This window comes from Actinacidiphila glaucinigra, assembly GCF_900188405.1.
GTDB lineage: Bacteria > Actinomycetota > Actinomycetes > Streptomycetales > Streptomycetaceae > Actinacidiphila > Actinacidiphila glaucinigra.
Genome location: NZ_FZOF01000036.1, coordinates 58,492 through 84,789 on the forward strand (window position 1 = coordinate 58,492; position 26,298 = coordinate 84,789).

Consider the following 26,298-nt stretch of genomic DNA (forward strand, 5'->3'; position numbering starts at 1 on the left):
GCGGACCAGTCGGCTAACGCACCACGCGGTAGCGGAGGTAGACGACTCTTGAGCCGAAGGTGCGGGTCTCGACCAGTTCGAGATCCACCCGGCGCTCGTGCTGCGGGAAGAACGGAATGCCGCCGCCCACCAGCACCGGGTAGACCCTGGCCCGGTACTCGTCGATGAGACCCGACGCGGCCGCCTCGGCGGCGAGCGTCGCACCGCCGATCGCGATGTTGCCGTCCCCCGGCTCGGCTCGCAATCGCTCGATCTCCTCCGCCAGGCCGCCGGAGGCCAGGCGGGCATTGCCCTGCACCGCCGACAGCGTGGTGGAGAACACCACCTTGGGGAGCGCCTTCCACACCGTGGCGAAGTCGAGCGTAGAGAAGTCGAGCGATGGATTCTGGTCGACGGTCTCCCAGTACAGCATCGTCTCGTACAGCCGTCGTCCCAACAGGTGGACACCGGCCTCTCGCACCTCGTCGGTGGCGAAGCGAAAGACCTCCTCGTCGGGCGGCGTCCAGTCGAAGCCGCCGTCCGGCCCGACGACGTAGCCGTCCAGTGAGACGCCCATCGAGTACGTCACGCTGCGCATCAGAAGGCCTCCTCGGTAACGGTGGTTTCGACAGTACGACCGCCGGACACCGCAGGACTCATCGCGACGCGAGATCCACTGGGCCACGTCACCGCACGACCGGCCTCGACGAGGAGCGACGTGACCCCGGCGGGGACGGCGAAGACGTGGGGCCCGGGGTTGGAGAGGACGACGGTCGTCGGCATGCCGGGCCCGGACGGCCGGCAGCCCCCGCGATCTCCGCCACCGCTCCCCGCCGACGCCGGCGCCGGTGCCGCGCCGACGAGGCCGGTGACGCCGAGGAAAACGACTTCCACGCCGGCGGCGTGCCCGACCCGGTTCCGTGTCAGGTCGGATCTGCGGGCGGATGGGCGTCGATTCCGGCGGGAGGAAGCGGGACGGGCAGGTTGACCAGGCCGAACGAATCGCAGCCGGGCCCGACCGGCGGTGATGGTTCCGATGGCCGTGGTGCACCAGCCGTGCGGTCGGCCGGGAACACCGGCTAGCGGGGACCGCAGGCGCATCCTCCGCCGATGCCGGCCGGCGTGGCGTCCTGGGCCGACTCGGCCCGGTCCTCGGAGGTGCAGCACGCGACCGGTGCGCCGTCCGCGGTCTTGCCGAGGGTGTCGGCGTCGGCCTTGACCACGTAGACCTCCCACGGTTCCTTGCCGGGGCCGGTGACCCAGACCTTGTCCTGGAGGGCGTAGCAGCAGGAGGTGTCGTTCTCCTCGAAGGTGGCCAGACCCGCGTCCCGGAGCCGCCCGGTGGCCGCGGTGACCTGGTCGGTGGACTCGACCTCGACACCGAGGTGGTCCAAGCGGGTGTCCTGGCCGTCCTCGCCCTCGATCAGGACGAGCTTGAGCGGGGGTTCGGCGATGGCGAAGTTGGCGTAGCCAGGGCGGAGTTTGGCCGGCTCGACGCCGAAGAGCCTGGAGTAGAACGCGATGGACCCTTCGAGGTCGGCGACGCGCAGGGCGAGCTGAACGCGGGACATGACGGACTCCCTCTTCTGCTTCTGTATCGACATCCATCGATACAGCTCGACAGGGTCGAGGTTGCCAGCTGCATCGATGAGCGTCAACATAGACACATGTCGAAATCAGAACTGCGGGTCCTCGGGCAGGACGATCAGGACGTCGCGTGCTGCTCGCCGATGGTCCGCGAACCGCTGGGCGAAGCGGATGCCGTCGACCTGGCGCGCATGTTCAAGGCCCTGGCTGATCCGGTGCGGCTCCGGCTGCTGTCGCTGATCGCCTCCTACGAGGGCGGCGAGGCGTGCGTGTGCGATCTGACCGGGCCGTTCGACGTGTCGCAGCCGACGATCTCCCATCACCTCAAGGTGCTGCGCGAAGCGGGTCTGGTCGGCTCCGAACGCCGCGGCACCTGGGTCTACTACTGGGTCCTGCCGCCCGCGCTCGCCCGGCTCTCCTCCCTCCTCCAGGCCCCGGCCGAACCGGTTGCTGCCGGGGCCCGCGGATGACCGCCCCATCTCCGCTCGGCCGCCGGGCCGCCGCCGAGTGCGTCGGTACCGCCGCCCTGGTCGCGGTCGTGGTGGGCTCGGGCATCCAGGCCACGGAGCTGTCCCGCGATGTGGGCGTACAACTGCTGGCCAACTCCCTCGCCACCGTGTTCGGCTTGGGCGTGCTGATCGCCCTGCTCGGCCCGGTCTCCGGCGCGCACCTCAACCCGGTCGTCACCCTGGCCGTCTGGTGGACCGGCCGTGCCACCGGTGACGGACCGGCCCCGCGCGAGGTCGCGGTCTACGTGCCCGCCCAAGTCGCCGGCGCCATCGGCGGTGCCGTCCTGGCCGACGCGATGTTCGCCGAACCGCTGGTGGCCTGGTCCGCGCACGACCGATCCGCCGGGCACCTGTGGCTGGGCGAGGTCGTCGCCACCGCGGGCCTGATCGTGCTCATCCTCGGGCTCGGCCGCACGGGACAGCGGCGCATCGGACCGGTCGCCGTCGCCTCCTACATCGGGGCGGCGTACTGGTTCACCTCCTCCACCAGCTTCGCCAACCCCGCCGTGACCATCGGACGCACCTTCTCCGACACCTTCGCCGGCATCGCCCCCGCCTCCGTGACGCCGTTCATCGCCGCCCAACTCGTCGGCGCCGTCGTCGGCCTGGCCCTCGTCGCCGTCCTCTTCGGCCGTACCGCTCCCGCCGCGACGCCGGTGGTCGCCGTCCCGCCCGGCGAGCCGGAACTCGCCGTCACCAGTCACTGATCAAGGAAGAACCCCGTGAGCACTCCCACCGTCCCGTCCGTGCTGTTCGTCTGTGTCCACAACGCCGGCCGGTCCCAGATGGCCGCCGCCTTCCTCACCCACCTCGCGGGGGACCGGGTCGAGGTGCGCTCGGCCGGCTCCGCCCCCGCCGACGCGGTCAACCCCGCCGTGGTCGATGCCATGAGGGAAGCCGGGATCGACATCGCCGCCGAGGTCCCCAAGGTCCTCACCACCGAGGCGGTGCAGTCCTCCGACGTGGTCATCACGATGGGCTGCGGCGACGCCTGCCCCTACTTCCCCGGCAAGCGCTACCTCGACTGGCAGCTCGACGACCCCGCCGGCCAGGGCGTCGACGCCGTCCGCCCCATCCGCGACGAGATCGAGCAGCGCGTCATGGGTCTGCTCACCGAGCTCGGCGTCGAGCCGCGGTCATGACCTCCGGCGTCCCCGCCCCCTTGCACGCATGCAGCGCCGCCCTCCTGGAGCTGTGCTGCGGTGGGCCGACCGTCGCCTGACCCGGTCCTGAACTGCGGCCATGCGTTGGGCACGCGCCGGAGCCCCCTCACTGGCGTCTGCGGTCAGCGAGGGGGCTCTTTCGTACGGGTGACGTTCATCTGTGGGGCGCGTCACTCACGTGACGGGTGCCAAGTGGCCGGTCGGTGTCCAGGCGGGCCAAGGCGCTTCAGCGTGAGTGATCCCCGCGGAACGGACGCCTACCCCCGTCCCGCTCTCAGCCGCTGGGCCGCCGTGTCGCCGCGCCGGCCGACCGGCACGACACCCGTCGCGGCGGCGAGGCCGTACGCGGGCATGTCGACGTACACCGATTCGTAGGAGCCCGCCGGGACGATGAACGTCTCGTGCCAGATGCCCACATGACCCCTTCCGGCGCGTGCGCGTCGGTTGAACGCCGTCCACGCGGGCCGGTGCTCCTGGTCCTGCTGGTGGGCGTAGGCGAGGAGCCGTTCCTTGTCGGACCAGTACTGGACGACGTAGAAGTCTCGGAGGCCGCCGTAAAGCACCTTGTAGCCGAGGAGCCCGCTGCTCTTCTCCTGTGACAGCTCGCGCAGCATGCGTGGCATCGACATGAATGCCGGAAACCAACTGGAGAATGCTCGCATCCGGTTGATCCGCAGCCCGATGTGGAAGACGACGACGTCGCCTTCGGCGGCGGCGGTGTTGCGACCCGGAACCACTTTCTCTGACATGATCTTCCCCTGGTTCACGTTGCGTTGGTTCAGGTCATGGCCGGACGAGTGATCGGGACTTCGAACGAACTGCCCAGAAGTGGATCGCCAGCCCGATACCCCAGCCGAGAATCGACCACAAGGGCCAGAAGAAGTGGTCGGGTGTGAGAATCCCCCACAGCACCACCTGGGCCACATTGGCGACGATGTACCAGAGAAGGTGGACCCGCAGGCCCCACTTCATGGCCTTCTCGCTCTTTTGCATTCTCTCTCCCACGGATCAACGGATCGCTGCACTTGCGGTGACCAGCGGTGCTACTGCGGGAGCGTCTGCTCCTGCACGGCTGTCTCGATGAGGGCCACCGTCGCACCCGGCCGGGAGACGAAGACCATGTGAGAGGCACCCTCGACCACCTGGGTCTTCGCGCCGGAGCGCTGGGCCATGAATTCCTGCGTCGCCGGCGGGATGATCCTGTCGGCACCGCTGATCAGGTTGTAGCTCGGGATCGTGTGCCACGCCTGCGGACCGGTGGCGGGCTCGCCCAGGGCGGCTCCGGTGGCGGGGCGTTGCGTGATCGAGTAGAGGGTGGCTTCCTCCGCCGACACGTCGGCCGCGAAATGAGGATGGAAGACCCTCGGGTCGATGTACAGGTCGACCTGACCGTCGGGCAGCGGCACCGGCTTGAGGGACTCGCCCACGGTGCTGCCGGGGAACTTCTCCACCAGTGCCTGCGCGCTCTCGCCCGTCTCCGGCACGAACGCCGCCAGGTAGACCAGTGCCTTCACGTTCGCGTTTCCCTCGGCGGCAGTCGAGATGACCGCACCCCCGTACGAGTGCCCGACCAGCACGATCGGTCCCTCGATACTGTCCAGCAGCGCCTTGACCTGAGCCGCGTCAAAAGCGAGCCCTCGAAGTGGATTCGGCGCGGCGACCACTGAATGGCCGTCGGCGACAAGCCGCTTGGCGATGCCGTTGAAGCCGCTGCTGTCGGCAAAGGCTCCGTGCACGAGCACGATCGTCGGATTTCCGCTCACCATGGACCAACCTCTCTTTCGGATGACGGCCGACAGGGGCCGGAGCGGGTGTCGGGTTCTCCCGCACCGTCCGGCTGACGACCACTTCTTCACACCGCGCTTGCGGGAACGTCCGCCGGCGCGACGTCGACGTCGACGGCCGGAAGTATCCGGACACGTCGGTCGACGAACGCGGGGGCGTGACCGCGGCGACCGTGGTGGGTTCGCGGACGAACTCGGCGAAGTACGCCACGGCTCCACACCCTCACGCTCGACGCCAAGCTATGGCGTCGCACTGGACAGGAATGGAATGAGACCGGCACCTGGTTCCGGGGGGCCTTCACTGATCATTCAGTCGACGTCAAGCCGGTTCGGCCAATCTGAGCGCCTCGGAGGACAGAGGACTGGGGGTGGCCGATGGTGTCGGACGAGGAAGCCGATGTGGTGGTGATCGGGTCGGGAATGGGCGGTCTCGCGGCGGCGCGCACCATCGCGCAGTTCGGCGGGAAGCGTGTTCTCGTCCTCGAACAGCACTACACGCTCGGTGGGATGACACACGAGTTCTCCCGCGCCGGGCGATACCGGTTCGGTACCGGACTGCATTACATGAGCGCGAGCGCCGGCCCGTTTCTCGGGTTCATGACGGACGGAAGGGCGCAGCTCTCGCCCCTGCCGGACGAGTACGACGCACTGCACTTCCCGGGGTTCGACTTCGCCGTCCCCGCCACGAAGGAACGGTTCCGTGAGCATCTGAAGGAACGGTTCCCAGCCGAGTCCGACGCGATCGACCGGTTCTTCCGGACCATGCGCTGGGCCATGGCCGGGCTGACCGCGCGCAACGTCTTCGCGTCGTTCCCCGCCGGCGTACGAAAAGCGGGTGCGCCCATCGTCGAGCGGCTCTTCCCGTCGACGTTCCGATCGTTGCGGGACCAGGTTGCCCGCAGCTTCCGCGATCCGCAGCTGCGGGCCGTTCTGGCCGCGCGTTGGGGGCTCTACGGCACTCCGCCGGCGTCGAGCGCGTTCGGCTATCACGCGGCGGTCCCGCTGACCTTCTTCATGGAGGGCACCGCACATCCCGTGGGCGGCCCGCAGGAGCTCAACCGGGTCGTTCTGGAGATCCTGCGGCGGTACGGCGTGGTGCTGCGCTCCCGGCAGAGGGTTCACGAGGTCGTCGTCGAGGGCGGCAAGGTGACCGGTGTCGACGTCGAGGACACCGCCACCGGCCGCCGCTACCGTGTCCGGACGGACACCGTGGTCTCAGCGGCCGGAGTACGCAACACGTACGCCCTGATCGGGAAGAGCCACGAACTGGCGGATCTGCCCGAGGAACGGTCGGCGGTCATGCTGTTCCTCGGCCTGGACCGGTCGCCGGCCGAGTTCGGGCTGCGCGGCGAGAACCACTGGTTCATGCCGGATCTCGACGAGCACGACAGCATTCGTCGCCCTCCGGGGGAAGGCACGCTGTACGTCTCGTTCGCCTCGCTCAACAACCCGGCCGCCCGGTTTCACACGGTGGAGCTGCTGGAACTCGTCGATCCGAAGGTGGTCGACCAGTGGCGCGGCACGCCGGAGGACGAGCGGCCCGACAGCTACCGGAAGTTCAAGGACGAGCTGACCGACCGGCTGATCGCCCGCCTGGAGGAACGCTGGCCCGGCTTCCGGGAGACGATCGCATTCGCCGAACTGGCGACACCGCTGTCGTTCGAGACCTATCAGCACAGTGTGCGGGGATCCTTCTACGGACTCGCGGCGACTCCCCAGCGGTTGCGCTCGGCGCGCGCGGGGTGCCGTACTCCGGTCAAGGGCCTCTTCGTGGCCGGGCAGGACGCCTGGGGGTCCGGCGTGGTGGGGGCGCTGGCGGGCGGGCTGATGGCGGCGAACGCGGTCCTGAAACCGCGGCAGCTCGGGACGATGTGGCAGGCCATCCGTTCCGGCGGGACGACCCGTGATCCGGCCACGCCCTGGGAGGGCTATCTGCGCGTGGCCGGCATCGAGGCGCTGACCCCGACCGTCCGCAGGATCCGCTTCGAACCCCTGGGCGGGGACGCGATGCCGTTCTCGTTCGCCGCCGGGCAGTACGTGAAGGTCGACCTGCCCGTCGCCATCGAGCCGATCGAACGGTCGTACTCGATCTGCAGCGGTCCCGGGGAGAGCGGCTTCGTCGAGATCGCTGTGAAGCACGAGCCGGACGGGCTGGGTTCGGGATTCCTGCACGAGGATCTGGAGGTCGGGCCGGCCTTGCGGGTGAGCGGTCCGCACGGCGAGTTCACCTGGGAGCCGGGCACCGAGGAAGGCGCTGCGGACACACTCCTGCTCATCGCGGGGGGCGTCGGGATCACCCCGCTGATGAGTGTCCTGCTCGCGGCCGCCGACGCCGGTCACACGGGGCGGATCGTCCTGCTGGCGAGCTTCCGGACCGAGGAGGAGATGCTGTTCGGGCCGGAGATCGAGGCGGTCCAGTCCCGGTTGCCGGGACTGGAGGTATCGATCTTCACGACAGGCCGGAACCGGCGGATCGGTCTCGACGAGTTGCTGCCCCACGCAGGACCGACGACCCGCGTGCACCTGTGCGGGCCGGCGCCCATGATGCAGGACCTGATCGGCAGCCTGAGAGTACTGGGGGTGCCGCGAGAGGCCATCCGCACCGAGGCGTTCGTGTCGGGCCGGAGCAAGGAGACCCGCCGGGAGAAGGCGCACGCCATCGCCGTGGCCGCCGCGGCGGCCGGTGTCACCGAGTTCATGATCGGGACGGTGGGCGGCGCCCCGGTGTTCCCGTGCAGCCCCGGGCAGTCGGTCCTCGACGCCGCCAACGCCGTCGGCGTCGCGTTGCCCCAGTCGTGCGGCGAAGGCGCTTGCGGTACCTGTCGGGTGCGGGTGCTCTCGGGTGGCTACGAGACCGACGACCGGGGGATGTTCTCCGCCGAGGAACTGGCGGCGGGCTGGCGGCTGGCCTGCCAGACCCTGCCCACCGAGGACCTGGTGATCGGCCAGTAGGACGGGCCGGCCGCGGTTGCCGTCCGGGCCGTCCCGTCGGCAGCGCGACGGGCAACGGCTTCTGACTCCGGCCGGTCCGGTTTCGTGGCGTTCGGCGCGTTGCCCGGCTGAAGAACCTGCCGCGATGACTGAAGTCGTTCTCCCTGCCGCGTGACTTCCGTCATCACGGGCGGCGGGCGGCAGCGAGGGCGACCCGGGACTGGGAATGGAAGAGAAAATGGCCACCTCCGACGCATCTCTGTGTCTGCAGGTTCTCGGTCCGTTGCGGGTCTGGCGAGACGGTGTGGAATTGGACGCCGGTCCTCCACAGCAGGCGTATCTGCTCGCCGTTCTCCTCGCCCGTGCGGGCGAGCCGGTCAGCATCAGCGAGTTGGTGGACTTGATCTGGGCCGAGGACGTCCCGGTCTCGGCGGTCAACATTCTCCAGAAGTACGTCGGTGCGCTGCGGCGGCTGCTGGAGCCGGCGTTGGCTGCGCGTGAACCCGGCTCGTACCTGCAGCGTCGCGGTAGTGCGTACCTGTTCGTGGCTGCTCCCGGGACGCTGGACGTCGTCAGGTTCCGTGAGCTGGTCGACGCGGCCGAGGGCGGCCTCGCAGAGCAGCGGCCCGCTGCGGCACTTGACGGGTACGTGGAAGCGGTGGGGCTCTGGCAGGGCTCGGCCGGCGACGGGGTCGCCTACGGCTCGACCGGTATGGCGATCTTCGCCGGGCTGGACGACGAGTTCCGCCACGCCTGCGTGGCCGCAGCCGAGTTGGCGACACGGCTCGGCCGGCCCGAACGTGTCCTCCAGTCCTTGCACATGGCCGCCCGGATGGCGCCGTTGCACGAGAGAGTGCAGGCGAGTCTCATCGCCGCCCTGGCTGCCGCCGGCCGGCCGGCCGAGGCGCTGTCGGTGTTCCGGACCGTCCGCGCCCGGCTTGCCGAGGAATTGGGCGTCGCCCCCGGCCCGGCGCTGGTGGCCGCTCACCTGCGGGTGCTGGAACGGGCACCGGCTGAGGAAATGCCCTATGACCAGGTGGCGGCACCCACCACCAGGGCGTCGACTGCCGACTGCCTGGTCGGCCGGGCCGAGGAACTGGCTTTGGTGCGACATGCGGTGGAATCGGCACTCGCCGGATCGACGGGGCTTGTGCTCGTCGAAGGAGAACCCGGAGTGGGCAAGACCCGCCTGCTTGAGGCGGCCGGCGCCGAGGCAGACCGGCATGGCGCGCTCGTTGTCTGGGGCCGCTGTTCGGAAGGGGACGGCACGCCGTCGATGTGGCCGTGGGCGCAGGTCGTCGGCGCGCTCCTGGACGACGTGCCGGCCGCAGAGCGGGGGGAATGGCAGGCGGGCGAACTCGGTCGTCTCGTGACGCCGCCCGGCAGCGGCCGCACGGCGTCAGCCCTGCCGGACAGCGGTGTCCAGTTCCGCTTCTTCGAGCAGGCTGTCGCGCTCATCCGTCAGGTATCGGCGCGGCGACCTGTGGTGCTCGTCGTCGACGACCTTCAGTGGGCCGATGCCGCCTCGCTGGATCTGCTCGGTCACCTGATGGCTCGGCTGCCGGGGGGCATCGCCGTGATCGGGGCGCTCCGCGACCGTGCGCCCGTGCCGGGTTCGGAACTGGGACGGCTGCTCGCCGCGGCGAGTCGGCTGCCGTGTCACCGCAGGATCCCGCTGGGCCCACTCGGCCCGGCCGAGGTGGCCGAACTCGTCCGCCGTGAGACCGGGCAGGACCCGGGCCCGGGTGCCACCCGCCTCATCCACACCCGCAGCGGTGGCAACGCCTTCTTCGTCCGCGAGCTGTCCCGGTTTCTCGCCGATGGCGATGTGCTCACGGAAGCCACGGCGGCCCGGATCGCGGTACCGGCCACTGTCAGAGACGTCGTTCGCGACCGGATGACCGGACTGGGCGCCGACGCCAGGAGCCTGTTGCAGATCGCCGCGCTGATCGGCCGTACCGTCGACCTGGCTCTCCTTGCCCGCGCCGCCGGTGTGGACCACCAGACGTGTCTGGACCGCCTGGAGGCGTGCGAGGGGCTGGGCCTGCTCGAACCTTCGCACGGCGACCCTTACTCGTTCGGATTTCCGCACGACCTGGTCCGCGAATCGGTGGTCGAGAGCATATCGCCGCCGTGCGCGGTCCGGCTGCATCTGCTGGTTGCCGACGCTCTGGAGCACAAGGTGGCGGACATCGAACTGGTTGCCGAGCGCCTCGCCCACCACCTGTGGTCTGCCGGGCCGCTCGCGGATCCGGCCCGAACCGCGACCGCGCTCATCCGGGCCGGCCGCTGCGCCGCAGCCAAGCTGGCGCTCGAGGCGGCCGCGCGGCAGCTTCACGCGGCCGCGCGGGTGGCACGGACCGCGGGCCTGGCGGAGCTGGAGCTGGCCGGCCTGTCGCTGTTCACCGCGGTGGACGGCATGCGGGCGGGATACGTGGGGTCAGCGGTCGATCTGCTGGAGCGGGCCGAAAACCTCTCCCGTGGCCTCCACCGTGAACGGGAGGCCGCCGACTTCCTGTTCTCCCGCTGGGCCGCGTACGCCCAGGGCATACAGCTGGACCGCGCGGGCCGGTTGGCCGCCCAGTTGCTGGCGCAGGGGGAGGCGTCCGACGACTCTGCCGTGCATGCCTACGGCTGGTACGCCTGGGGCATCCACCAGTGGGGTGTCGGCAACATCGGAGAGGCGTTCCGGTACCTCAGTCGGACCGACTGGACCGTTCTGGACGACCTGGCCCACCGTGAGGAGAACCCACTCCGGCGCGATCTGCGACTGCTCGCGGCCGGGATGCTCGCGATGATGACCGCATTGCACGGCGACGTCCACGCGGCGTCGGCTCAGCTCGCCACGATGGAGACCGCGGCGGGAAGCGACCCCTACGCGATCACGGTCTGGGCGGCGTTCTCCGCAAGAGTCGCCGCTTTGATCGGCGACCCGGCGCGGGCGCTGCGCTCGGCCGAGTGCGGGATCGCCGTGGACCCCGCGTTCTCGTTCGGCTTCCTCGGGTGCTATCAACGCCTGGCCCGCTGCTGGGCGCGCGCCGTGACCGGCGAGGCCGCGGCGGGCGCGGCCGCAGAGGCGCAGGATCTGATCGTCGCGTCGCTCTCCGACCCGCCACGCTCGGGCCTGGCCACCTGGTACGGGCTCCTTGCCGAGATGTGGCTGGCAGCCGGAAAGCTGGACGAGGCCGACGCCGCTCTCGAGCGGGCGGACTCGGCCATCGAAACCTACGGCCAGCGCTACGCCGAAAGCTTGCTGCTTCTGGTGCGGGCACGGGTGTTGCAGGCACGCGGCGAGCCGGACGCCACCGTTCGGGCCGTTGCCGAGCGGGCGCACGCACTGTCTGTTGAGCGCGAGGCCTACCTGTTCGCCCGCCGTGCCGAGGAGCTGCTGGCCGAGCTTGCGGACGGCACATCCCGCTGACATCCGCGTTCAGGCCGCCCACCGCCGGCGGGCGGCCTGAACGCGTGCTCCGGATGCCGCGGCCGGCGGCCGGGTGTGCGAGCGCTACGAAGCGACGATCCGCAACGCCGCAATCGCCGGCAGACACCTTGTCGTCGTCACGGCTGGGCAGTTGGCTGTGCCCGACCGGGGACCGGCACGTCGAAGCAGTTCAGCACCATCGCGATGAGGCAGTAGCTGCCGATGAGGAACACGAGCTCGCCGACCCCGTCGTGGCCCAGCAACTGCGTGGCCCGGTCGTATGTGGAGTCCGGCAGTATGCGCCCGGAGGTCAACGCCATCGCGACATCGTGGGCGACGGCCTGTTCGTCACTCAGCCCGGAGGGCCGCCCGCCCGCCGCCAGGGTCGCGACCTGTGCCGCCGCAAGGCCGACCTCGTCTGCCGTCCGCTCGTGTGCGTACAGCATGTACCGGGCGCCGTAGGCGGCGCCGACGGTGAGGATCGCCACCTCGCGGACGATGGGGTCGAGGCGGGCCTCGGCCGCGACCGCCCGCTGCAGAAACAGAGCCGGAACCCCGAACGTGGGGAAGCGCAGCATCGCCGCGAACGGCCCGACCAGCGCCCCGTCGTCGTCGAGGATGACGACGCGGCCCTGCTCCTCGGTGACGAGGCCGGCGATGCCGTCATGTACCTCGCGGAGTCGGGGGTCGAGCTCATCGGGTGGGATGGGTCGAATACGCATACGATGCTCCTTCTCAGAGTCCGTCGGTGTACTGGCCGTCGATGAGTACGAAGGCGACCCGGCAGTTCGCGGCCGACCGGTTTGCCCATGCGTGGTTGGTGCCGCGCTGAATCACGATGTCTCCGGTGCGGACGACGGTCTCGCCCTCGTCGAGGACCAGCGTGAGCTCGCCCTCAATGACGATCCCGTAGTCGATCGTCTGCGTGCGGTGCATCAACGGATGCGGGGCGCCGGCAGCGGACCGTGCGGCGTCGGCACCGCCCATCTCCCCGAACTTCGCGGCCGCCTCGGCCTCCGTCAGGTTCCGGATCCGGTCGTCCTCCGGAGGGAAGTCGATCACCCGGATACGAGTGCCGCGCTCGGGAGGTCCGAGCACCAGACCGTCCTCCGCCGGCTCACCCGACTGCCGGTCGATGACGGCCGGCGTCTGGCGTGTGTTCCACACCTCGTAGAAGATCGGGCCACCAGGCCCGCCGATCTCCACCACGCGAGTCGGCGGCGCGTCCTGCGTGATCACCGCACGGTCGGAGATGTCATGCCCGGTCACGATTCTCCGGAACGGTTGCAGTTTGCTCATGGGGTAAGTCCTGCTCTTTTCGGCCGATGTGGACATTCACCGTCATCACGTCAATGAGGCAAGCGGCCCGGCGGGCATGGACGCCGCCGCGCACCGAAAGGCTGGCACCCGACACTTGACGTGGACTTGACCGTCTGTGGACGGTGCCCCGGTGTCCGTAAAGTCCGTCTCGGCGCGCATGCTCCGCGAGCAGGGCTCCGGGCTTTCACCGCGTTCTGCCGAGGAGGCCCGGGGCTTCGGCCTCGGGAGGAAGCGGCTCATGGGTGTTCGGGCGTGGAACGCGCGAGGCGGCGAAGCCCCTGGCGAATGCCGGCACGCAATCGGCGTGATGGAGACCGGAGCAGTCTCCGCGCTGTGTGGTCTGGGGCGGAACTCCCTCTGGAACTGCGCTGCTCCGCAGATCGGCACGTGTACCGGCCGCGGCCGCCGCCGCATGGGATCAGCCGATCGGTAACCTGCGGCCGCCGTGCTCACTCGATCGAGCATTTGTTCGCGGCTGATAACGTTGTCAGAAGTCGGGTTCCGCCACGACAGCACCGCCCAGCGATCGCCCCGGCAGATGGACTCAGGCCGCGGACCAGCCATAAAGCAGGTGTACGCTGCAGCCGAACGTGGTCGGCCTGGGGGTTGGGGTAGGGGTGGGCATGACTTCCTCCGGCGGGCATCTGCGTCTGCAGATTCTCGGTCCGTTGCGGATCTGGCGGGACGGCGTCGAACTGGACGCCGGGCCTCGGCAGCAGTCGTACCTGCTCGCGGTTCTGCTCGCCCGCGCGGGCAAGCCGATCAGTACGAGCGAGCTGGTCGACCTGATCTGGGCCGAGGACGTCCCGGCGTCGGCTGTGAACATTCTCCAGAAGTACGTTGGTGCCTTGCGGCGGTTGTTCGAGCCTGTGCTGCCTGTCCGTGAAGCCGGATCGTTCCTTCATCGTCGTGGCAGTTCCTACTTGTTCGCGGCTGGTCCCGCCGAGCTTGACCTGGTCGCTTTCCGGGAACTCGTCGATGCCGCGAGGGCTGCGCTGGCTGAGCACGATCGCGAGGTGGCCCTCGATCACTACGTCGGAGCGCTTGGGCTCTGGCACGGTTCGGCGGGCGACGGCATCGCCGATGGGACGAACGGCACGACGGTCTTCGCCGCACTCGACAACGAGTTCTACGACGCGTGTACGGCGGCGGCGGGGCTCGCCGTGTCGCTGGGCCGACCGGAGCGGGTGCTTGCGGCTTTGCAACTGGCGGCGTCGATGGGGCCGTTCAACGAACCCGTGCTGGCGTCTCTTGTCGGTGTTCTTGGCGCCACTGGACGTCAGGCGGAGGCGCTGTCGGTGTTTCGTCAGGCCCGCGACCGGCTTGTCGAGGAGCTCGGTATCGATCCGGGTCCGGCGCTGGAGGACGCGCAGCGGCGGATTCTCTCGCAGCCCCAGGCGTCGCCCATCGTGCGGGAGGCGGACGGGGAGGTCGGGCGGAACACGGCGGCCACCTTGATCGGCCGGACCGAGGAACTCGCCGCGCTGCGGCGCGTCGTGGAGCACGCACTCGCCGGTGACACCGCGATCGGCGTTGTCGAGGGTGAACCGGGCGCGGGCAAGACCCGGTTGCTGGAGGAGGCCGCCGCCGGGGCGAGCAGGCTGGGCGCACTCACCGTCTGGGGCTCCTGCCTGGAGGGCGACGGCACGCCGGCGATGTGGCCGTGGGAGCAGGCACTTGGCCAGGTCGTCCGCAGTCTGCCGGCTCCGGCGGGCGAACGGTGGCTCACCGGCGGGCTGGGAAGACTGCTTGCGGCGCGGGACGACGCAACCCGGGAACTGCCCGACGGCAACGCCCAGTTCCGGCTGTTCGAACAGGTCGTCGCCCTCGTCGGGCAGGTCGCGGCGCGGCGGCCGACCCTCCTGATACTCGACGATCTCCAATGGGCCGACGTCACCTCCCTGCAGTTGCTGCAGCATCTGGCGGGGCGGCTGCCCCGGGGCGCCGCGATCATCGGCGCGCTGCGTGACCGCGCACCCACAGTCGGCCCGGACCTGTCCCGGGTGCTGGCCGCTGCGAGCCGGCGGCCCGGTCACCGCAGGTTCCGGCTCGGCCCGCTCGGTCCGGCAGACGTGGCCGAACTCGTCCGCCGCGAAGCCGGCCAGGATCCCGACGAAGGCGTCGCCCGAGCCATTTATGCCCGGACCTCGGGCAATCCGTTCTTCGTCCGCGAGCTGTCCCGGCTCCTCGGCGGGGTCGGCGGGATCGGCGACGGCGACACCTCGGCATCGGCCGGGGTCCCGTCCACCGTCCATGACGTCGTCCGTGGCCGGATGGCCGGTCTCGACGACCGCGCCCGCGACCTGCTGCGGGTGGCTGCGCTCATCGGCCGCGACGTCGACCTCAGGCTGCTGTCCCGCGCCACCGGTGTGGACGTCGCGGACTGTCTCCACCGACTGGAACCGCTGCATACTCTCGGGCTGCTCGAACCCGGGCCGCAGGACCCGTCCTCGCTCCGCTTCGCGCACGACCTGGTGCGCGAATCGGTCTCCGAGACCGTGACGAAAGGGCAGGTCACCCAGCTGCATCTGCGCGTCGCGGACGCGCTCGAAGAGATCCACGCCGATGACGAGGACGTCGCCGAACGCCTCGCCTACCACCTGTGGGCCGCCGGCCCGCTCGCCGAGCCCGTCCGCACCGCGGAGGCGCTGATCCGCGCCGGGCGCCGCGCGGCAGCCAAGCTCGCGTTCGAGTCCGCCAGTCGGCAGCTGCGCTCCGCGATACAGGTCACCCGGGCCTCCGGACTCATGGAGCTGGAGTTCGCCGCCCTCACGCTGCTAGCCATCGTCGTCCGACGACAGTCGGGGTACGACGCCTCGACCTTCGATCTGCTGGAGCGGGCCGAATACCTGGCCCGCACCCTCGGCCGGGAGGCGGAGGCCGCCGACTTCCTCTTCATCCGCCTGATGGGTGCCTACACCTCCATCGAGCAGGGCCGCGGCCAGTTGGCCCGCCGCATGCACGAGCTCGGTGAGGTGTCCTCCGATCCGGCCGTCCGACGCTACGGCCGGCAGGCCTGGGGCCTGCATCAGTGGGACACCGGCAACATCGGCGAGGCGTACCGGTCCTTCACCAAGGCAGATGTCGCCGCCGGCACCTTGGCCCCGGACGAAGAGACACCGCTCCGGCGGGACGGCAGCATTCCCGGGGAAGGGCCCGGCTGGCGGGCGGTCATGACCGCGCTGCACGGTGATGTCGACGCGGCGCTGGCATTCGTCGACACCTGGGACACCCCGGGGGACCCGTACGCGGCCTCGGTCTGGGTCTACTACACGACCATGATCGCTTCCATGGCCGGGGACGCCGAAACGGCACGGCGGGCCGGCGAGCGGTGGGCCGCCGCCGGTCTCGCCCGTCTCGGCGCCCAGATCGACCACTACATCCGGCAGTTCTGGTGCTGGGCACGAGCCCTCACCGGCGAGGATCCGGGCGGCGCCGCGGCCGAGGCCGAGGAACTCCTGGTCGCCCACCTGCTCGATCCGCCGCAATGGGGCATCGCCCACCACTACGCGCTGATTGCCGAGATGTGGCTGGCAGCCGACCTGCCCGACCGGGCTGAGGCCGCTCTCGGCCGAGCCGACCAGGCGATCTGGGACTACGGCCAGCGTTACGCCGAAGGGCTGCTCCTGCTGGTGAAGGCGCGCCTGCTGCAGGCCCGCGGTGCACCCCTCACCGCCGTCCGGGCCGCCGCCGAACGGGCCCGCACGCAATCCACGGCACGTGAGGCGCACCTGTTCGCGCGACGCGCCGAACGACTCTCTCAGGACCTGGAGGCAATGCATGACCGCGGGCGCCGATGAGGAACAGAGCGGGCTGACGGCCCTGGCCCGTGGGCTCTCGGCGCCGAAGGGCTTTGTCGACGCCAGCCTGGCCGCCCCCGCACCGGGAACGATTCGCCTGCTGGGCGGCATCCCCGCGCCCGAGGCCTTGCCGGCCGAGGCGATCGGCCGGGCAGCGGCGCAGTTGTGGCAGGACCCCGACGCCGCGATCGCGAGCCTGCAGTATTCGCCGGCGCGCGGATCCGACGCGCTGCGTGACTGGATCGCGAAACGGGAGGGCGTCGACCCGAGCCGGATCGTGGTGACGAACGGTGGCATGCACGGCCTCGCACTGGCGGTGCTGACCGTCGTCGAGCGCGGTGCCACCGTCGCGGTGGACGATCCCGTGTTCCCGGGTTTCCTGTGGGCCCTGGAGGTGTCCACGACGCGGACCCTGCCGGTGCCGGTGGTGGCCGACGGCCTCGATGTCGAATACCTCGCCCGGCGGCTCGCCACCGGCGCGCGGATCGCCGCGGCCTACACCGTGCCCGACTTCCACAACCCCGCCCAGGTCAGTCTCTCGGCGCCGAAGCGACAGGCACTGATCGAGCTCGCCGAGCGGCACGGCTTCTACGTGATCGTCGACAATCCGTACCGCGAACTGCGCTTCGGCGGCCAGGACCAGGGCGTCGAGGTCTTCAACCAGTCGGATCGGGCGATCCACGTCAACACCTTCACCAAGACCCTCGGCCCCGGCTGGCGCGTGGGCTGGCTGGTGCTGCCGGACCACCTCGTGGAACCGGTGATCCGGCTGCGCAACCGCCTCGACGTACACACATCCTCGGTGACGCAGGCGATGATCGAACGGCTGCTCACCGACGACGCCCAATGGTTTGACCGGATCGTGCGCAGCGCCACCGCGCTGTACCGAGAACGCGCCGGCGTGCTGGTCGACGCTCTGCGGGAACAACTCCCGGGCGCCCTCGACATCGTGGCCCCCGAAGGCGGGCTGTTCCTCTGGCCGCGGCTCACCGACGACGCCGTGGACGCCGCAGCGCTGTTCCAGCGGGCAGCCGCCCACGGCGTGATCTACCAGCCGGGCGAGTACTTCGCGGCGGACTCCCTGCGGCGGTCTTCGGCCCGGCACCTGCGGTTCGCCTACAGCGACCGCACTCCGGAAGAACTCCGGGAGGCCGTACGCCGGCTGGCCCTGGCCTTCTGAGGACGTATGCGAGCAACGACAGTCCCCTGTAGTGGTTTCCCTGAAGGCGGCTCATGAGCAACGTTCGGCTCCCCCTGCGCGCACTCGTCCCGTTCGCCGCCGGTTCGGTCGGCATGGGCATCTGGGTCACCGTGCCCGGCATCTTCCTGCTGTACTTCCTGACCGACATCCTGGCCGTGCCGCCGCACGTGGCCGGCCTCGCGCTGCTGCTGCCGAATGTCGCCGACATCGTCGTGCACCCGTGGGTGGGCCGGATCTCCGATGCCGGCCTGGCCGGCCGCGGCCACCGCCGGCGACTGATGCTCGCCGGCTGCGTCGTGGTGCTCGCCTTCGTGGCCATGTTCACCGTGCCGTCGGACCTGCACGGGACGACCGCAGCGATATGGGTCGCGGTGGCGCTGGTCGCCGGCAACCTGCTCTACTCGTGCTACCAGGTCTCCTACCTCGCCACACCGGCCGACCTGGGCATCGGCTACCACGAGCGGACACGCCTCATGGGCTACCGCAATGTCGTGATCACCGTGAGCGTCCTGCTCGCCGGCGTAGCCGCGCCGGCGGTCGCCGGCGACGACCCGGGCGTCGGCGACTACACGAGGATGGCCCTGCTGCTCGGCGCGGTCATGCTTGCGGCGATGCTGGTCGGCATCACCGGCGTCGCCCGCCTCAACCGGGCCGCGCCGGGCACCGCGGCGGAGCCGGGGCACCGGGGCGGGCTGCTGGTGGCGCTGCGCGACCGGCAGTTCCGTGTGCTGACCGCGTCATATCTGACCGTCGCGATCACGATGAACCTGGTACTGGCCGCCATGCCGTACTTCGCAGAGTACGTGCTGGGCCGCTCCGCGCTCACGAGCGTGCTCATCGCGGCGTTCATGGCGCCGGCGGTCCTGACCACGCCCCTGTGGGTACTGGTGGCCCGGCGTTTCGGCAAGCAGCGCGGCCTGCTCGCCGCCCAGGCCGTGTTCGTGGCCGGCTCGCTGGTGCTGGCCCTGGGCGCCGAGGCCGGCCTGCCCCTGCTGATCGCAGCCGTGGCGATGCTGGGTGTGGCGTTCGCCGCGATGCAGCTGATGCCGCTGTCGATGGTGCCCGACGTCATCGCCGCCGCCGGGCCGGCCGGCACCGTGAGTGCGGGCAGTTACACCGGCCTGTGGACCGCCGCCGAGGCCACGGGCGGCGCAGTGGGGCCGTACGTGTACTCGATCTGCCTGGCTGCGGGCGGGTTCGTGGCCAGTACCGCGGGCGAGCACACCACGCAGTCTTCCGGCGCGGTGGCGGCCGTTCGCTACGGCTTCACGTTGGTGCCGGCCGTGCTCATGACGATCGCCATCGTGCTGCAACGCCGGTACACCTTGGACAAGCGCGCCAACACGGCGGCGCCGAGTGCCGACGCCAGGGAAGAAGCGCTGAGGTGACATTGCCGGTCCCGGCCGGGACGAGGTAGCCGAAGGCGTTGTGCCGGCGCAGGGGGCGGCGGACGCCCGCAAGTCCGCCGCGGCCCAAGCTCACCTGTGCGGTGCCGGAACCGGGCCGACGTGTGTTCGCTGCCGCGATCGCGGCGAATCACGCAGCCGGGCTCCGGGGTTTGCCGGCCATGGGCCATGTCCCAATCGTCGACGACGAGTTCGGCGCGGTGACGGCCGCCATGGCCAAGCCGACGATCTCGCGGGTGGCCGGGTAGGCGAACGCCTCCTGCGCCGGGTGGCAGCGCTGATGCCACGCTCGCGCATAACGCGGGCGACACACCCTCGGCGGTACCGGCCGCGCTTGAACGCCTCGGTGTACCGCCTCGTGCACGTGCTTCCCACCCGGTGCCACTTCCTCTGTGGGCTCAAGGACCCCCGTCCCCAGGTGTCCACGACCAAGGGGAAGCCTCAGTGCCCTGTCACTCGATTTCGCCGACTGGTATTTCGCCGACGCGTATTCCGGCTTTGTGTGAAGGCGACTCCGCTCGTTGCCGGCTCCATGTCCGCAGGCTGGTCCGACGTGCTTGACAACAACGGAACTGCTGGTGAAGCGGCCTCGGAGGGTGCCCGGATTCCCGTTCAGTGATCGTCAAGTAACCGGCTTTACGCTCACCCACGATCACCACGGAGAACACCGGATACCGAAGGGTACATATCGATGACGACAACTCGCCGGGGACTGCTGGCCGGATCCGCCGCGGTCGTAGTGGGCGCCGCACTCGACGCGCCCGCCGCGCAGGCACACACCGGGGGCGGCAGCGGGCGGAAGCCCACGGTGGTACTCGTGCACGGCGCGTTCGCCGACGCCTCCGGCTGGAACGGGGTCGCCTCCCGGCTCATCCGCGACGGCTATCCGGTCATCGCACCGGCGAACCCACTGCGCAGCGTGGCCTCCGACTCCGCCTATCTGTCCGGCATCCTCGCGACCATCAGCGGCCCGATCGTCCTCGTCGCGCACTCCTACGGCGGGATCGTCATCACGAACGCCGCGACCGGCAACCCGAACGTGAAGGCGCTGGTCTACGTGGCCGCGTTCATGCCCGATCAGGGTGAGACGCTGCTCGGCCTGCAGACGAAGTACCCGGGAAGCAGACTCAGCGAGGCGGCGCTGGACTTCCGTCCCTACGGTGAGGGCCTCGTCGACGGCTACATCAAGAAGGAGTTCTTCCACGACGTGTTCGCCGGGGACCTGCCGAGGTCGACCGCCGAACTGATGTGGGCCGGCCAGCGGCCGGCGGACGTGCGCACCCTCGGGGAGCCGTCCGGCGCCCCGGCCTGGAAGACCGTTCCGTCCTGGTACCTCGTGGGCGGCGACGACCAGGTGCTGCCCCCGGCGGCGCAGCGGTTCATGGCACGCCGGGCCGGAGCCCACACCTTCGAGGCCGACACCTCGCATGTCGCGATGATCGCGCAGCCCGCTGCGACGGCCGCCCTCATCAAGCGCGCCGCGCGCTGACACCACCGAGCCGACGAAGCCAGGAAGGGCCGGTGTTGTTCGAGAGGCCGGGGCGGACGATGGTCAGCCGACGGTGACGGGTGACCGGCCTGGCCGCGGCCTTCCTGGCGCTCGGTGGCAACTGGGGCACGGCGCTGCCGGTACCAGCCACGATGCGCCCGCTCGGAAACGCGAACTGATGGGCGTCGACGCCCCTGCGGCGCTTCTACGCCCGCCACGGCATCCGGGAGGGCGACGACCCGCCCTCTCCGCCTGATCTCCGGACCGCACCGGCCCTTATGGGCCCTTACGCCGTCCAACTGACCCTCCCACCTAGGACGAGACGATGCATCAGCGCGCATACGACCGCCAGTGCACTGCCGAGGAGACGCGGCACACCTCCGCGAAGTCGCCCATCAGGAATCCGAAGCTGACGTTGTTCGCACTGGCGCTCGGCACCTTCGCGATCGGCGCCGGCGAGTTCGGCAGCAACGGCATCATCCAGCTGTTCGCGTCCGATCTGGATGTGTCCGTTCCGGTCGCGACATACGCCATCACCGCGTATGCCTTCGGGGTGATGATCGGTTCTCCGGCGATCACCCTGCTCGCCGCCCGGGTCAACCGGCGCACTCTGCTGCTCGGCCTGATCGGGCTGTTCCTGGTCGGCAACGGACTTTCCGCCCTGGCGCCGGACATCGTGCTGTTCGTCGTCTTCCGGTTCGTCGCGGGCAGCGTGCAGGGTGCGTTCTTCGGCGCCGGGGCCGTCGTCGCCGCGTACGTGTACGGGCCGGGCAAGGGCGGCAAGGCGTTCGCCACCGTGATGGGAGGACTCACCGTCGCCACCATCGCAGGGTCGCCACTCGGCACCTTCATCGGCCAGCACGCCGGCTGGCGCGTCATGTACGGGACCGTGGTCGCCGTCGGCCTGCTCGCCGGAGCCGCCCTGATGGCCTGGCTGCCGCGCACCGACGACCTGCGAGGCAGCTCCCTCACGGGCGAACTGCGCGCCCTCCGGCGGCGGGGTGTCTGGCTGATGGTCACCGTCGCGGCGTTCGGTATCTCCAGCATCTTCGCCGTCTACACGTTCATCGGCCCGTTCGTCACCGACGCGGCGCTGCGGGACGCCTCGCTCATCCCGATCGCGCTCGCCGTCTTCGGCGTCGGCATGGCGGTCGGCAACCACGTCGGCGGACGTGTCGCCGACCGGTACGAGAACCGCGGTCTGGTCCTGGGCTACGGCGGTGTGCTGGTGTTCCTGGTGCTGATCGGTGTGGCGGGCGGCAACCTGGTGATCCTGCTGCCCTGCCTGTTCGGCGTCGGCGCGACCATGATGTTCGCCATCCCCACCATCCAGGTGCGGTTGACCAGCTTCGCGCCGGACGCCCCGACCCTGATGGGAACGCTCAACCTGGCCGCCCTCAACCTGGCCAACTGCCTCGGCGCGATCGGCGGCGCGGTCGCCCTCGACGCCGGCTGGGGGACCTTGTCCACCGTGTGGGCCGGCTTCGTCCTCACCACCGCTGGTCTGTTCCTGTACGTCACGACCGTCGCCCGGGTGAAGCCGGTGCCCGTACCGCTTCGCGCCTGAACAGTCCGACTCGACCAGCACCCCGGAGCCCTTCTGGTCCGGGGTGACGGAGGAATCACGTGAACGACGGTGCGGCACAGCGCGGGCCGGTCCTGGACGACGAGCAGTTCCGCCGGCTCGCCGAGTACGGCGAGGTGGAGCACGCCGAGTCCGGCCGGGATCTGTACACGTCCGGCGACGACACCTACGACTTCTTCCTGCTCCCGTCGGCGACCGTGGACATCGTCCGGGACGCGACGGCGATCGAGCCGGAGCGTCTGATCTACCGGGGCGGCCCCGGAGACTTCCTCGGCGAGCTCAACCTGCTGACCGGTCAGCACGTCTACCTGACCGCCCGGGTGGTGTCCGCCGGGACGGTCGTCCGGATCCGGGCGGCGATGCTGCGCCGGGCCCTCGCCGAGCAGGCCGACATCGCCGACACCCTGATCGAGGCGTTCCGGGAACGGCGCGAGGTGATCCGCGGCGCGGCGGGCAACGCCCTGGAGCTCGTCGGCCGGCCGGACGCCGCGGAGACGCTGGAACTACGCACCTATGTGACACAGATGCTCCTGCCGCACTCCTGGTTCGACGCGGCCTCGCACCCCGGACGCTCGCTGATGGGACTGGCGGGGCTCGGCGAGGACGACCTCCCTGCCGCGATGGCGGGCGGTTCGCTGCTGAGGCGCGCGACGCCCAGAGCTGTTGCCGAGGCGCTCGGTCTCACCTATCGAGCCGACGGGCGTCCGGTCGATCTCGTCGTGGTGGGCGCCGGCCCGGCGGGTCTGGCCGCGGCCGTGTACGGGGCGTCCGAGGGTCTCGTCACCGTACTGCTGGACCGCGCCGGGCTCGGCGGCCAGGCCGCCAAGAGCGCCCGCATCGAGAACTACCTGGGCTTCCCGCACGGAGTCAGCGGCGAAAGCCTGACCCGTCTGGCGATGGTCCAGGCGCTCAAGTTCGGTGTGCGGATCCACGCGCCCTGCGCCGTAGCCGGCCTGGACCTCTCCGAGGAGCGACGGCCGGCGGTCCTGCTGGAGGACGGCACACGCATACAGTGCCGCGCGGTGATCGCCGCGACCGGGGCGCACTACCGGCACCTCGACCTGCCGCAATGGACGACTTTCGAGAAGTCCGGTTGCGTCCGGTACGCCGCGACCGAGCTGGACGTCCGAGGCTACGAGGACCATCCGGTGGCGGTCGTCGGCGGCGCCAACTCGGCCGGGCAAGCGGCCCTGTCCCTCGCCGCCCACGGCGCCATGGTGGATCTGATCGTCCGCGGCGCCGATCTCGGAGCCCGGATGTCGTCCTACCTGACCGACCGGATCGGCGCGCACGCGCGGATCAAGGTCCACACCAGCAGCACGATCCGCGAACTGGGCGGCGGCGACACCCTCGCGTCGATCGTGGCCGAGAGGTCGGACGGGCGGCGGGACCGGCTGGCCTGCCGCGCCCTGTTCTGCTTCATCGGCGCCGACCCTGTCTCGGGCTGGCTGGACGGCGTGGCCAAGGACGACGACGGCTTCGTCCTCACGGACAGCCGCCTGCCCGCGAAAGCGTTCGGTACGTCCTCCCTGCCGTTCCAGACAAGCGCACCCCGGGTCTTCGTGGTCGGCGACCTCCGTGCGGGCTCGACGAAAAGAGTGGCCACGGCCGTCGGCGATGGCGCCGGTGCGGTCTCCTCCGTCCACACGGCTCTCGCCAACGACTGAAGCGTGGCCGGGGCCGCGGCCGGGCGGACGGCCTCCGCGGAGGCGGAGACGGGGGCTGCGTAGTACGCGGTGTCGTCCGCGTTCGCCTCACGCGTGAGGCGACTTGGCGCCCGTCAGGTGATCAGCCGGGCAGGCGTGGTGATCGCGTGCAGCATGACCTCCAGCGGCCCGCGCCGGAAGATCCGCGTCCAGGCCATGGCCAGCACCATCGCCGCCGCGGCGAAGCAGAGCAGCACCGGCACGGCGGCCGAGTCCGGCAGATCATCGACTCCCAGGACCTTGATGGCGACGATGTGGCCCACATAGGCGGTCAGGGAGATCGAGCCGACCGCGGTGACGGGCGTGGCCAGCCATCGCAGCCGCTTCGAGCACTCCATCGCGGCCAGGCAGGTCGCCACCGTAAAGATCGCGACTCCGGTGTTGCCGAGGATCGAGAACGTGGTCTGGCTGTGCGGCGCAGCCACCAGCAGCCAGGACGGTGTGTCGACGACCTGGTCCCCGTATGCCTGCGAGAGCGTGTCGGACCACCAGGCCGAAGCGGTCGGCGCGCCGTCCGTGGCCGCCCTGATCGCCGTCTCCGCCCCCGGGACGAAGTGCAGCGCCAGCCACGAACCGCCGTAACCGACGACGGCCAGTGCGCTGCCGCAGACGGCGATCTTGGCGCGGACCCCGGCCCGGCTGAGATCGAGGCGGGCCACGGCCATGCCGGCGATCAGGAAGGGCACCCAGGTCAGCACCGGGTAGGAGCCGGTGATCAGCAGTTCCAGGAATCCGTCCGAACCGGTCAGCCGGGCCAGCGGGTCATGGGCGATCACCGCGTCGCTCCAGCTCCCGCGGTCGACGGCGACCCGCAGTACGTACAGGACCTGCGGCAGGACGAGCGCGGTGGCCGCGGCGATCACCGCCAGTGTCCGGGCCCGCAGCCGGTAGAGGGGCAGGAGCAGCACGAAGGCGAGGCCGTAGAAGGACAGGATCACGTCGATGGAGGTGTCCAGGGCCGTCAGGAGATACCCCAGGACGATCAGGACGCCCGCCCGGATCAGTACTCGCCCCACCGCCTGCCTCCCCGCCCGCCCTCTGCGGGGCTCCGGTCGACCGGTGAGCAGGATCAGGGAGAAGCCCGCGAGGAAGGCGAACAACGCGGAGGACCTGCCCCGCGCCAGCTCCATCGTCCAGCCGAGTGGGCCGCCCACCGAGGGGTCGGGACCGACGTGCGCCGCGAACATCCCCAGGATCGCCAGACCCCGTGCCAGATCCACGCCGACCAGTCGGCCCGTCACCGCCGTACGGGAACGACGGTGCTCTTCCACCGGCCCGGGGGGTGCTGCGGGAGCGGGGGCCGTGGCCGGCGATGCGTTGGTCATGCCCCCAGGTTTGTGACGCGGCCACTCGCACGCCATCCGGCGGATGTCCGGATTCTCCCCCGCCGACTGGCTGGCGCAATCACCTGATTTCGCCCGTTATTGTGATGAATGGGTTGCTCGCGGCGTGGTAGGGATCCGGCGGTGATCGGCTGCGAGTGGAGCACATGTGATCCGGGTGTTGGTGGTCGACGACGAAGCCCTGATCCGTACGGGTTTCCAGCGGATCCTCGAAGCGGCGGGCGACATCGAGGTCGTCGCGACCGTGGCCGGTGGGCAGGCGGTCCAGGCGGTGCACGATGCCCAGCCTGACCTGGTGCTTCTGGACATCCGGATGCCGGACGTCGACGGACTGACGATCCTCGCCCAGCTGCGCCCCCTGCCACGACCTCCCGTGGTGGCGATGCTGACCACCTTCGGCATGGACGAGTACGTTGCGGCCGCCCTGCGCTCCGGCGCGGCGGGCTTCCTGCTGAAGGACACGGACCCGGAAGAACTCCCCTTCCTGGTGCGCGCTCTGGCCAGTGGCGGCACCGTGCTCGCGTCCAAGATCGCCCGGACGGTCGTGAACGGCTATCTGGACGCCGCACCGCACGAGGTCGCCGCTCTGGGCGTGGCGCGACTGACCGACCGCGAGCGCAGCGTCCTTCTCCTCGTCGCACAGAGCCTGTCCAACAGGGACATCGCCGTACGCCTCTGCCTGAGCGTCGGCACGGTCAAGGACCACGTCAGCTCGCTCTTCGCCAAGCTGCAGGTGACCAGCCGCGTCCAGGCCGCTCTCCTCGCCGAACGTGCGGGGATCTTGCGGCCGTCGAGGGAACGGGAGGGGCGATGACCCGGTGACGTACAAGCCCGTGGGCTCGAAGCCGTCACCACCAGCGGGAGAACCAGCCGCGCAGGCTTTCTCGGTTCCGGAGTTCGGCTTCGAAGCGAGCCCTGGGCAGCATGGCGTGAGCCGGCCCGCGGGAAAAACCGGAAGATCGGTGCACCGGAAGTGCGGCCGGCCCCGCGACGTGTGTCGCGGGGCCGGCCGACTGGGTCAGGACAGGGCGTCCACGGTGGAGCGGACCTTCGTGGCGATCTCGGCCGGGAGCG

The 26,298-nt window shown here is 70.4% G+C and carries 20 protein-coding genes; 12 read left to right on the forward strand and 8 right to left on the reverse strand.

The features are described from left to right. Positions 1 to 13 precede the first annotated feature (13 nt). Positions 14 to 577, reverse strand: a complete 564-nt coding sequence (locus CHF15_RS39460) for a dihydrofolate reductase family protein (RefSeq protein ID WP_089228759.1) — start codon at positions 575 to 577, stop codon at positions 14 to 16. Positions 578 to 1,058: 481 nt separating this feature from the next. Next, a complete protein-coding gene (locus CHF15_RS39470; protein ID WP_089228761.1) occupies positions 1,059 to 1,550 on the reverse strand; it encodes an ArsI/CadI family heavy metal resistance metalloenzyme in 492 nt (163 codons plus the stop codon). Between the two features lie 96 nt (positions 1,551 to 1,646). Here CHF15_RS39470 and CHF15_RS39475 point away from each other — a divergent pair, with 96 nt between their 5' ends. From CHF15_RS39475 to CHF15_RS39485, 3 genes are read left to right on the forward strand one after another with little or no spacing between them, the layout of a single operon-like run. Then, positions 1,647 to 2,036: an ArsR/SmtB family transcription factor gene (locus tag CHF15_RS39475; protein WP_089228762.1), complete on the forward strand. Its 390-nt coding sequence runs from the start codon at positions 1,647 to 1,649 to the stop codon at positions 2,034 to 2,036. Then, positions 2,033 to 2,782 (forward strand): aquaporin, encoded by a 750-nt coding sequence (locus CHF15_RS39480; RefSeq protein WP_089228763.1) that lies wholly within the window; start codon positions 2,033 to 2,035, stop codon positions 2,780 to 2,782. The genes CHF15_RS39475 and CHF15_RS39480 overlap by 4 nt, the downstream gene beginning before the upstream one ends. 15 nt (positions 2,783 to 2,797) lie before the next feature. Beyond that, positions 2,798 to 3,217 carry an arsenate reductase ArsC gene (locus CHF15_RS39485; RefSeq protein WP_089228764.1) on the forward strand — a complete coding sequence of 140 codons (420 nt, stop codon included), beginning with the start codon at positions 2,798 to 2,800 and terminating at the stop codon, positions 3,215 to 3,217. Between the two features lie 278 nt (positions 3,218 to 3,495). On the opposite strand, the gene CHF15_RS39490 is transcribed toward CHF15_RS39485, so the two are convergent. From CHF15_RS39490 to CHF15_RS39500, 3 genes are read right to left on the reverse strand one after another with little or no spacing between them, the layout of a single operon-like run. Then, the gene (locus tag CHF15_RS39490; RefSeq protein ID WP_089228784.1) at positions 3,496 to 3,987 is read right to left on the reverse strand and encodes a DUF4188 domain-containing protein; all 492 of its coding nucleotides are present in this window, start codon (positions 3,985 to 3,987) and stop codon (positions 3,496 to 3,498) included. Between the two features lie 34 nt (positions 3,988 to 4,021). Continuing rightward, entirely contained in the window at positions 4,022 to 4,231 is a 210-nt protein-coding gene (locus tag CHF15_RS39495; RefSeq protein ID WP_089228765.1) for a 2TM domain-containing protein, read from the reverse strand. A 50-nt stretch (positions 4,232 to 4,281) separates the two neighbouring features. Beyond that, positions 4,282 to 5,004, reverse strand: coding sequence for an alpha/beta fold hydrolase (locus tag CHF15_RS39500; RefSeq protein ID WP_179280182.1), 723 nt, complete (start codon positions 5,002 to 5,004; stop codon positions 4,282 to 4,284). Between the two features lie 393 nt (positions 5,005 to 5,397). Between CHF15_RS39500 and CHF15_RS39505 the strand changes: the two genes are divergently transcribed. Both CHF15_RS39505 and CHF15_RS39510 read left to right on the forward strand, forming a co-directional pair. After that, positions 5,398 to 7,974, forward strand: coding sequence for an FAD-dependent oxidoreductase (locus CHF15_RS39505; RefSeq protein ID WP_089228766.1), 2,577 nt, complete (start codon positions 5,398 to 5,400; stop codon positions 7,972 to 7,974). 217 nt (positions 7,975 to 8,191) lie between these two features. Then, positions 8,192 to 11,374 carry an AAA family ATPase gene (locus CHF15_RS39510; RefSeq protein WP_089228786.1) on the forward strand — a complete coding sequence of 1,061 codons (3,183 nt, stop codon included), beginning with the start codon at positions 8,192 to 8,194 and terminating at the stop codon, positions 11,372 to 11,374. A gap of 137 nt (positions 11,375 to 11,511) precedes the next feature. Here the strand turns inward: CHF15_RS39510 and CHF15_RS39515 are convergent, their stop codons facing one another. Both CHF15_RS39515 and CHF15_RS39520 read right to left on the reverse strand, forming a co-directional pair. Then, positions 11,512 to 12,096, reverse strand: a complete 585-nt coding sequence (locus CHF15_RS39515; RefSeq protein ID WP_089228767.1) for a carboxymuconolactone decarboxylase family protein — start codon at positions 12,094 to 12,096, stop codon at positions 11,512 to 11,514. 13 nt (positions 12,097 to 12,109) lie between these two features. Continuing rightward, a complete protein-coding gene (locus CHF15_RS39520; RefSeq protein WP_220093392.1) occupies positions 12,110 to 12,709 on the reverse strand; it encodes a cupin domain-containing protein in 600 nt (199 codons plus the stop codon). Between the two features lie 575 nt (positions 12,710 to 13,284). On the opposite strand from CHF15_RS39520, the gene CHF15_RS39525 reads away from it, so the two are divergent. From CHF15_RS39525 to CHF15_RS39555, 6 genes are all read left to right on the forward strand, one after another. Then, positions 13,285 to 16,494, forward strand: coding sequence for a BTAD domain-containing putative transcriptional regulator (locus CHF15_RS39525; RefSeq protein ID WP_245939308.1), 3,210 nt, complete (start codon positions 13,285 to 13,287; stop codon positions 16,492 to 16,494). Further along, a complete protein-coding gene (locus CHF15_RS39530) occupies positions 16,475 to 17,674 on the forward strand; it encodes an aminotransferase-like domain-containing protein (RefSeq protein WP_089228770.1) in 1,200 nt (399 codons plus the stop codon). Before CHF15_RS39525 ends, CHF15_RS39530 begins: the two co-directional genes overlap by 20 nt. Before the next feature lie 53 nt (positions 17,675 to 17,727). Continuing rightward, positions 17,728 to 19,083: an MFS transporter gene (locus tag CHF15_RS39535; protein WP_089228771.1), complete on the forward strand. Its 1,356-nt coding sequence runs from the start codon at positions 17,728 to 17,730 to the stop codon at positions 19,081 to 19,083. Between the two features lie 709 nt (positions 19,084 to 19,792). Next, positions 19,793 to 20,590, forward strand: coding sequence for an alpha/beta fold hydrolase (locus CHF15_RS39540; protein ID WP_089228772.1), 798 nt, complete (start codon positions 19,793 to 19,795; stop codon positions 20,588 to 20,590). Positions 20,591 to 20,915: 325 nt separating this feature from the next. Next, on the forward strand, positions 20,916 to 22,157 hold the full coding sequence (locus CHF15_RS39550) for an MFS transporter (RefSeq protein ID WP_089228773.1): 1,242 nt from the start codon (positions 20,916 to 20,918) through the stop codon (positions 22,155 to 22,157). A 59-nt stretch (positions 22,158 to 22,216) separates the two neighbouring features. Further along, positions 22,217 to 23,842, forward strand: coding sequence for an FAD-dependent oxidoreductase (locus CHF15_RS39555; protein WP_089228774.1), 1,626 nt, complete (start codon positions 22,217 to 22,219; stop codon positions 23,840 to 23,842). Positions 23,843 to 23,955: 113 nt separating this feature from the next. Here CHF15_RS39555 and CHF15_RS39560 read toward each other — a convergent pair whose 3' ends face one another. Continuing rightward, the gene (locus CHF15_RS39560; RefSeq protein ID WP_089228775.1) at positions 23,956 to 25,206 is read right to left on the reverse strand and encodes a DUF418 domain-containing protein; all 1,251 of its coding nucleotides are present in this window, start codon (positions 25,204 to 25,206) and stop codon (positions 23,956 to 23,958) included. Between the two features lie 166 nt (positions 25,207 to 25,372). Here CHF15_RS39560 and CHF15_RS39565 point away from each other — a divergent pair, with 166 nt between their 5' ends. Beyond that, the gene (locus tag CHF15_RS39565) at positions 25,373 to 26,038 is read left to right on the forward strand and encodes a response regulator (protein WP_089228776.1); all 666 of its coding nucleotides are present in this window, start codon (positions 25,373 to 25,375) and stop codon (positions 26,036 to 26,038) included. The last annotated feature ends 260 nt before the right edge of the window (positions 26,039 to 26,298 follow it).

What these genes read in the sequence shown, in the direction of transcription:
- CHF15_RS39495 (WP_089228765.1), bottom strand. Translation starts at nt 4,231, where the DNA reads ATGCAAAAGAGCGAGAAGGCCATGAAGTGGGGCCTGCGGGTCCACCTT.
- CHF15_RS39460 (WP_089228759.1), bottom strand. Translation starts at nt 577, where the DNA reads ATGCGCAGCGTGACGTACTCGATGGGCGTCTCACTGGACGGCTACGTC.
- CHF15_RS39520 (WP_220093392.1), bottom strand. Translation starts at nt 12,709, where the DNA reads ATGTCCACATCGGCCGAAAAGAGCAGGACTTACCCCATGAGCAAACTG.
- CHF15_RS39490 (WP_089228784.1), bottom strand. Translation starts at nt 3,987, where the DNA reads ATGTCAGAGAAAGTGGTTCCGGGTCGCAACACCGCCGCCGCCGAAGGC.
- CHF15_RS39510 (WP_089228786.1), top strand. Translation starts at nt 8,192, where the DNA reads ATGGCCACCTCCGACGCATCTCTGTGTCTGCAGGTTCTCGGTCCGTTG.
- CHF15_RS39540 (WP_089228772.1), top strand. Translation starts at nt 19,793, where the DNA reads ATGACGACAACTCGCCGGGGACTGCTGGCCGGATCCGCCGCGGTCGTA.
- CHF15_RS39530 (WP_089228770.1), top strand. Translation starts at nt 16,475, where the DNA reads ATGACCGCGGGCGCCGATGAGGAACAGAGCGGGCTGACGGCCCTGGCC.
- CHF15_RS39550 (WP_089228773.1), top strand. Translation starts at nt 20,916, where the DNA reads ATGCATCAGCGCGCATACGACCGCCAGTGCACTGCCGAGGAGACGCGG.
- CHF15_RS39505 (WP_089228766.1), top strand. Translation starts at nt 5,398, where the DNA reads ATGGTGTCGGACGAGGAAGCCGATGTGGTGGTGATCGGGTCGGGAATG.
- CHF15_RS39470 (WP_089228761.1), bottom strand. Translation starts at nt 1,550, where the DNA reads ATGTCCCGCGTTCAGCTCGCCCTGCGCGTCGCCGACCTCGAAGGGTCC.
- CHF15_RS39560 (WP_089228775.1), bottom strand. Translation starts at nt 25,206, where the DNA reads ATGACCAACGCATCGCCGGCCACGGCCCCCGCTCCCGCAGCACCCCCC.
- CHF15_RS39515 (WP_089228767.1), bottom strand. Translation starts at nt 12,096, where the DNA reads ATGCGTATTCGACCCATCCCACCCGATGAGCTCGACCCCCGACTCCGC.
- CHF15_RS39500 (WP_179280182.1), bottom strand. Translation starts at nt 5,004, where the DNA reads ATGGTGAGCGGAAATCCGACGATCGTGCTCGTGCACGGAGCCTTTGCC.
- CHF15_RS39480 (WP_089228763.1), top strand. Translation starts at nt 2,033, where the DNA reads ATGACCGCCCCATCTCCGCTCGGCCGCCGGGCCGCCGCCGAGTGCGTC.
- CHF15_RS39535 (WP_089228771.1), top strand. Translation starts at nt 17,728, where the DNA reads ATGAGCAACGTTCGGCTCCCCCTGCGCGCACTCGTCCCGTTCGCCGCC.
- CHF15_RS39475 (WP_089228762.1), top strand. Translation starts at nt 1,647, where the DNA reads ATGTCGAAATCAGAACTGCGGGTCCTCGGGCAGGACGATCAGGACGTC.